The organism is uncultured Maritalea sp. (genome assembly GCF_937139385.1).
GTDB lineage: Bacteria > Pseudomonadota > Alphaproteobacteria > Rhizobiales > Devosiaceae > Maritalea > Maritalea porphyrae_A.
This window is the reverse complement of record NZ_CAKZPW010000090.1, coordinates 1-6679: the sequence shown is the minus strand read 5'-3', so window position 1 is coordinate 6679 and position 6679 is coordinate 1. Positions and strand designations below refer to the sequence as shown.

General features: G+C 49.7%; 4 protein-coding genes. 1 reads left to right on the top strand and 3 read right to left on the bottom strand.

The genetic code is table 11. The features are described 5' to 3' along the window. Both gltB and Q0231_RS03770 read right to left on the bottom strand, forming a co-directional pair. Nucleotides 1–3049: glutamate synthase large subunit (gltB, locus tag Q0231_RS03775; protein WP_299345285.1), on the bottom strand; the 3049-nt coding region annotated here is incomplete at its 3' end. Between the two features lie 501 nt (nucleotides 3050–3550). Continuing rightward, nucleotides 3551–4018, bottom strand: coding sequence for an Hsp20 family protein (locus tag Q0231_RS03770; protein ID WP_299345281.1), 468 nt, complete (start codon nucleotides 4016–4018; stop codon nucleotides 3551–3553). A gap of 414 nt (nucleotides 4019–4432) precedes the next feature. Between Q0231_RS03770 and Q0231_RS03765 the strand changes: the two genes are divergently transcribed. After that, on the top strand, nucleotides 4433–5428 hold the full coding sequence (locus tag Q0231_RS03765) for an alpha/beta hydrolase (RefSeq protein WP_299345278.1): 996 nt from the start codon (nucleotides 4433–4435) through the stop codon (nucleotides 5426–5428). Nucleotides 5429–5440: 12 nt separating this feature from the next. Here the strand turns inward: Q0231_RS03765 and hisN are convergent, their stop codons facing one another. After that, nucleotides 5441–6268, bottom strand: a complete 828-nt coding sequence (gene hisN / locus Q0231_RS03760; RefSeq protein WP_299345275.1) for a histidinol-phosphatase — start codon at nucleotides 6266–6268, stop codon at nucleotides 5441–5443. Between the last annotated feature and the right edge of the window lie 411 nt (nucleotides 6269–6679).

Below are 6679 nucleotides of genomic sequence, written 5' to 3'. Positions count from 1 at the left end.
GAGAAATTAGACCAACGCCTGGTGTTGAGTGACGTGTCTGGGCGATCACTGCATCCACTTTGTGGCCAGGCAATTGCCCGCCTTCACCCGGTTTTGCACCTTGCGCCACTTTAATTTGGATCATATCGGCGTTGACCAGATAGTCTGTTGTTACGCCAAACCGGCCGGACGCCACTTGTTTGATGGCTGAACGTTCCGGGTTAGATGTTCCATCGGGCATTGGGTTGTAGCGGTCAGGTTCTTCGCCACCTTCACCCGTGTTGGATTTGCCGCCGATTTTGTTCATGGCGACCGCAAGTGACGTATGTGCTTCGCGGCTGATCGATCCAAAAGACATCGCACCAGTTGCAAAGCGTTTGACGATTTCGTTGGCCGGTTCAACCTCTGAAATGTCGATAGGCTCGCCAATCGGCTTGATTTCAAACAGCGAGCGGATGTTCAATAGCTCAGCCGAAGCGTCATTGATGGCTTTGGCGAAGGCATCATATTTGGCCTGTGCGGATGCCGGTGATTGCTCGGCGGTGCGCACGGCGTGCTGCAGGTCAGCAACTGCATTTGGAGACCAAGCGTGGGCTTCGCCGCGTGTGCGATATTGGTATTCTCCACCAACATCCAGTGAGTGGGCCAAAGTTGCATCATTGCCGAATGCCATTGCATGGCGATCCACGGTCTCGCGTGCCACTTCTTTCAGACCAACACCTTCAATCGAAGTGCCCGTGCCAAAGAAGAATTTTTCAACAAACTCAGTGGAAAGGCCAACAGCATCAAAAATCTGGGCACCACAATAAGATTGGAAAGTTGAAATGCCCATTTTGGACATGACTTTTAGTAGGCCTTTGCCAATGGATTTAATGTAGCGCTCTACGCACTCATGTTCATCCACTTCAGGCGGGAACTGACCCTCAGCTTGAAGCGCTGCGATGGTTTCAAATGCCAAATAGGGGTTGATCGCTTCAGCGCCATAGCCGGCAAGCACAGCAAAGTGATGGACTTCGCGGGCTTCACCAGTTTCAACAACCAATCCGCAAGATGTGCGCAAACCTTTGCGGATCAAGTGGTGGTGTACGGCTGCCGTTGCCAAAAGGGCTGGTATGGCGATCCGGTCGTTGCTGAGCAAACGGTCTGACAGAACGATGATGTTAAGGCCCAAAAGCACCGCGCTTTCGGCACGGTCGCAAATAGCTTCCAAAGCCACTTCCATCCAGTCGGCGCCCTTTTCGGCCGCGTAGGTGATGTCGATGGTTTCGGTTAGGAACTGATTGTCGCCAATATTTCCGATCGTGCGGATCTTCTCCAGGTCCTCATTGGTGAGGATAGGTTGACGCACTTCAAGCCGTTTTTGGGTGGATAGGCCCTCAAGGTCAAACAGGTTCGGGCGTGGGCCGATGAATGAGATCAAGCTCATCACGCTTTCTTCCCGGATCGGATCGATCGGCGGGTTGGTCACTTGCGCGAAGTTCTGTTTGAAATAACTATAGAGAACTTTTGATTTGTCGCTAAGGGCCGAAATGGGCGTATCTGTACCCATTGAGCCAACTGCCTCTTGGCCAGTTGTGGCCATTGGGGTCATCAAAAATTTGATGTCTTCAGTTGTGTAGCCAAAGGCTTGCTGACGATCCAACAGGCTTTCCGAAGATTTCAATGGATGACGATCAACGGCCGGCACGTCTTCGAGCACGATTTGAGTGCGCCCCAACCATTTTTGGTAAGGGTTTTTCTGCGCAAGTTTTGTTTTGATTTCATCGTCTGAAATGATTTTGCCAGCTTCCAAATCCACGAGCAGCATTTTGCCTGGCTGTAAGCGCCATTTTTCAACGATTTGGTCTTCTGGGATATCTAGAACGCCTGCTTCGGACGCAAGAATGATTTGGCCACCTTTGGTGACGCAATAACGTGCGGGGCGCAATCCATTGCGGTCAAGCGTTGCAGCGATCCGTCGACCATCTGTCATGGTCAAAGCTGCAGGGCCATCCCAAGGTTCCATAATAGCAGCGTGATATTCGTAGAACGCTTTGCGCTCTTCGTTCATCAGTGGGTTGCCTGCCCAAGCTTGGGGTACCATCATCATGGCAGCATGGGGCAGGTCGTAGCCACCACGCACGAGGAATTCTAGAGCATTGTCAAAGCAAGCTGTATCTGATTGGCCCTCATAGGAAATTGGCCAGATTTTCTCAATATCATCGCCAAACCGGTCCGATGAAACCGAAGCCTGACGTGCCGCCATCCAGTTTACGTTGCCGCGAATGGTGTTGATCTCACCATTGTGGGCCACAAAGCGATAAGGGTGAGCAAGCTTCCAAGAAGGGAAAGTGTTGGTGGAAAAACGCTGGTGCACCAATGCCAGTGCAGATGTGAAATCTTTGTCGGCTAGGTCAGGATAAAATGGACCCAGCTGATTGGCCAAGAACATGCCTTTATACACAATTGTGCGGGCGGACATGGACACAACATAAAATCCATTGTCGTTGTCGGCCTCAGGCAAGGCTGCATAAATTGTGTTCGAGATGACTTTGCGGGTGATCAAAAGTTTGGTTTCGAACGCGTCGGCATCCATCCCCTCAGGGCGCGCGAGAAAAACCTGCTCGATGATGGGTTGCGTTCCAATTACACCTTGAGAAAGACATGAGTTATCCGTTGGCACTTCGCGTGAGCCAAGAACCTCTAGTCCTTCTTTGCTGGCGCATTCCAACAGTTTTGCAGCGCACTTTGCTTTAAGCTCTGGGTCATTTGGATAAAACAGCATGGCCACGGCATATTCGCTTTGGCTTGGCAAATCGAAGTTGACGGATTTGGCGAAGAACGCATGCGGGATTTGTACCAGCATGCCGGCCCCATCTCCCATTAACGGGTCAGCGCCTACTGCACCACGGTGGGTGAGGTTGATCAGAATATCCAACCCATTTTGAACGATTTCATGGGTTTTTGTGTTGTCAATATTGGCGATGAAGCCAAGACCACACGCATCATGTTCGTTGGCAGGATCATATAGACCCTGTTTGGCAGGGCGGCCATTGTAAGCAGATTTGGCGGTCATCGATGTGCTCCCCATCAATGTTGTCATGCTGTTGGCCATAAGCCCCTCCTTCAAAAGTGTCGTCCTTTTTACCCGAATGGGTAAAAATTGGTCAGGTCATCATGCTCGGGTCGCTTGTTGGAATACCACAAGCGGCTCGTTGCGACGTTGCGCAAACAATTTTCAAAAGAACGGCCAAGTGACTTGTTGCCGTTCAACTTGCGAGCTCGAATTTTCGAACTCTCCCCTAGCGCTTTACCAGCGACATTTGACACACGTTCAACACCTCACTCTAACTATCACAAATTAGAAATGGGCGTCGCGGTGTTTTATAATGGACAATATTGCTGTCCTATTTTGAGTGGGAGATTGCCAGAAAATTGAGAGAAGGGCAAGACGGGTGGATAAGTTTTTTTGTCGCAGTGTGCGAGAATAGCTTTAATGTAAATGATGAAACAGGCGCAGTAAATTTACAATAACTGCGCCTGTCGTTTGTATAGAATCAGGTACTATTGAAATAGACGAACTAGTTGCAGTTTAGTTCTTCACTTCGTTTTCAATAGTCTTTGTTTCATTTGCTTTATCCGTCCCAATTGCAATCTTGCGTGGACGTTTGCTTTCGGGCAGCTCACGCACCAGATCAATGTGCAACAGTCCGTTTTGCAGATCTGCGCCTTGAACTTCTACATGGTCCGCCAATTGGAACCGACGTTCAAATGATCGTTCAGCGATGCCGCGGTGCAAGAATTCGCGCTTCTGTTCCGTCTGAGAGGTTGATTTGGCCCCTTTGACGCTTATCGCGTTTTCTTTGGTCTCGATGACGATATCGTCAGCGGAAAAGCCCGCGACGGCCATAGAGATGCGATAGGTGAATTCGCCCGTGCGCTCGATGTTATAGGGTGGAAATGCGTTGGCCTCTTGGGGGGCTTGGTCATCAAGAAGCGAAAATAGGCGGTCAAAGCCCACGGTTGAGCGGTAGAATGGGGAAAGGTCTAGAGTTTGCATAACATATTCTCCTGTGAGCAACATGCATCGATTTAACAAATTGAACGGCCCCACTTTGGAGCGGCGGCGGTTCAAGTTGGCCCCTTCAGTGGCAGCCAACGTCAAATATGTTGTGCCTATTTTTTTGTTTTCAAGAGGCGATGAAGTTAAATTACCTTCGATGAACCGAATATGAATGCTGGCTTCGGAAATCGTTCAGTCGGTCCTTGGTAATTGTTTGAATGTGGCGAGCAAAAAGTCTGATCACTTCGAAAAACGTCACACCAATTGAAAAATGAGATGCCATCATCCGCCCCCCGCATGGCATCTCACAAAAAGAACCAGCAATTCATTTCGGATTGCTGGTTTTTTTGTCTGCGGTGCCTTACTAAATAGGACAGTGAATTTTGCCTATTTTCAATTTTGTGGGGCTTTATGTCTTTGCCAGCCAAATCGTCGTCAGTTGCTCAGGTTTTGGGCCCCGAACTTGCCAATATTCCTTCAAACCCTATTCCAGAGGGGGCGCAAGCAGGATATTTTTCGACCCAAGATCGAGTGCGATTGCGTTACGCTATATTTCCCGCGCTTGGTCAAAAAAAGCGCGGCACCATTTGTTTGGTGCAGGGGCGGACTGAATATATAGAAAAATACTTTGAAACGATTGTTGATTTTCAAACGCGTGGTTTTCAGGTGGCAGCGTTCGACTGGCGCGGGCAGGGTGGGTCCGACCGGCTAATAAGCAACCCCAAACTTGGCTATGTTGAGGATTTCGACGACTATGTGACGGATCTTGTGGATTTTCATGCGCAGATCTTGCTGCCCGATTGCCCGCCGCCCTATTTCCTGGTGGGTCACTCAATGGGTGGTCTGGTGTCTTTATTGGCTGCAACCCGCGATAGATTGATGTTTGACCGGGTGTTTTTAAGTGCGCCAATGGTGTCGGTGGATACGGGCGTGAGCCTTGCAACAGCAGCGACAATTTTGGGCGCTGGTAAATATCTTGGTCTTGGAAGATTGCCGCTTAATCCATGGAATTTCCCCCATCCGAGTGAAGCAACATTTCCGGGCAATGACATAACATCTGATCATTCACGTTATATGCGCATGGTAAAAACGCTTGATCACCGTCCCGATTTGGAAATTGGCGCGCCGTCCATCGGTTGGGGCGCCGCGTCGTTTAAAGCGATGTTGCGCGCAAACACCAGCGAGTTTGCCTCCGAAATTCGGTTGCCGGTGCTCATGTTGGGGGCGGCGTCTGACAGTGTGGTCTCGACCCCCGCGATTGAGCAGTTGGGGATCAGTATGCGCATTGGACGCCACGCTGTGTTGCCCAACTCCCGCCATGAGATTTTCATGGAAACGGATGCCATTCGTGCGCAGGCGTTTGCCGCCTTTGATGCCTTTATCACTGAACAAACCAAAGGTTTTTAGCTGGTTAGCAATCTAATCGATTGCTGCAGGCGCAAGCACTTCCAAAGCCGCTCTGTGGATTTCTTCATTGGCTGCCGCGATGATTTGTCCGCCGTTGGAGGCTTGTTTACCTGACCAGGTGCTGACAATGCCGCCAGCTTGTTCGATAATGGGGATCATTGCAGCTATGTCGACGTTTTTAAGGTCTTCTTCGACCACCAACTCGCCATGGCCAGAGGCCAGCATCGCGTAGGCGTAGCAGTCCAGTCCATAGCGCGCGAGCTTTACATTGTTTTCCAGTCTGTCATATGCAGCAAGAGAAGATGCGCGCGAGAAGATGCGAGGCGATGTGGTGAATAAGTTGGCTTGGCCCAATTCTTTTACGCCGCTTGTACGCAAATCACTGTGTGTGCCGTTGCGTGTTAGAAATGACTTGCCTGGCAATCCGACAAAATTCTCTCCGATGTGGGGCTGGCTCATGAGGCCAGCAATTGCTTCACCTTGATAGGTAAGGGCGATCAGTGTGCCCCACACCGGCAAGCCGCAGATAAAGGCGCGGGTGCCATCGATGGGATCAATGATCCAGCTGAACGGACTGTTCGTTTCCTTGTTGTCCCATTCTTCGCCAAATATGCTATGGTCTGGGAAATGGTTCGCGATAACGGCGCGGATCGCCAATTCTGCTTCCTTGTCTGCGGCGGTGACAGGGTCGAACCCGCTTTGCAGTTTATTCTCAACATCGATAGTTTTACGGAAGTATTTAAGCGTAATATCCTGCGCTTTTTCAGATGCTTCCAGCAAAATTCTGTGAATTAAATCGAAATCCAAATCTTCGGTGGATTCTATTCGTGGATTTTTCATTTTTTTCTATCAACTTGCTGGTTTTGTTGGATTTTGATGAAGGTTTAGGAAATCTTTACACTGCTGTTCTATGGTTTTGGTAGAGTCATTTTGGCAACAGCTTATCGAATTGGTTGTTTTGTTGTTGGTTGATGGCTTGCATTTTGGGGCAAATCAGTTCACCCCAGTAGATGCATGATGCATTGGCAACTCAGCAAATATTGCTTTGAGCTGCTAACGTTTCCTCCCTTGACTAGGGCCGCTTCGGGCGGCCCCTTTTTCGGAAAAAATTTGAAATATTTGAGTTCTTGCTTATTCGGCGGCGCGCGGTTGGTCAATGAACTCGCGCAAATCCAGTCGCACCAAGAGTGAAATAAGCTGATGAGTGAGCTGTTGCATATGCGCAAAGTTTGCGCTTTTTTCTAACGTCAC

What these genes read in the sequence shown, in the direction of transcription:
- Q0231_RS03770 (WP_299345281.1), bottom strand. Translation starts at nt 4,018, where the DNA reads ATGCAAACTCTAGACCTTTCCCCATTCTACCGCTCAACCGTGGGCTTT.
- Q0231_RS03765 (WP_299345278.1), top strand. Translation starts at nt 4,433, where the DNA reads ATGTCTTTGCCAGCCAAATCGTCGTCAGTTGCTCAGGTTTTGGGCCCC.
- hisN (WP_299345275.1), bottom strand. Translation starts at nt 6,268, where the DNA reads ATGAAAAATCCACGAATAGAATCCACCGAAGATTTGGATTTCGATTTA.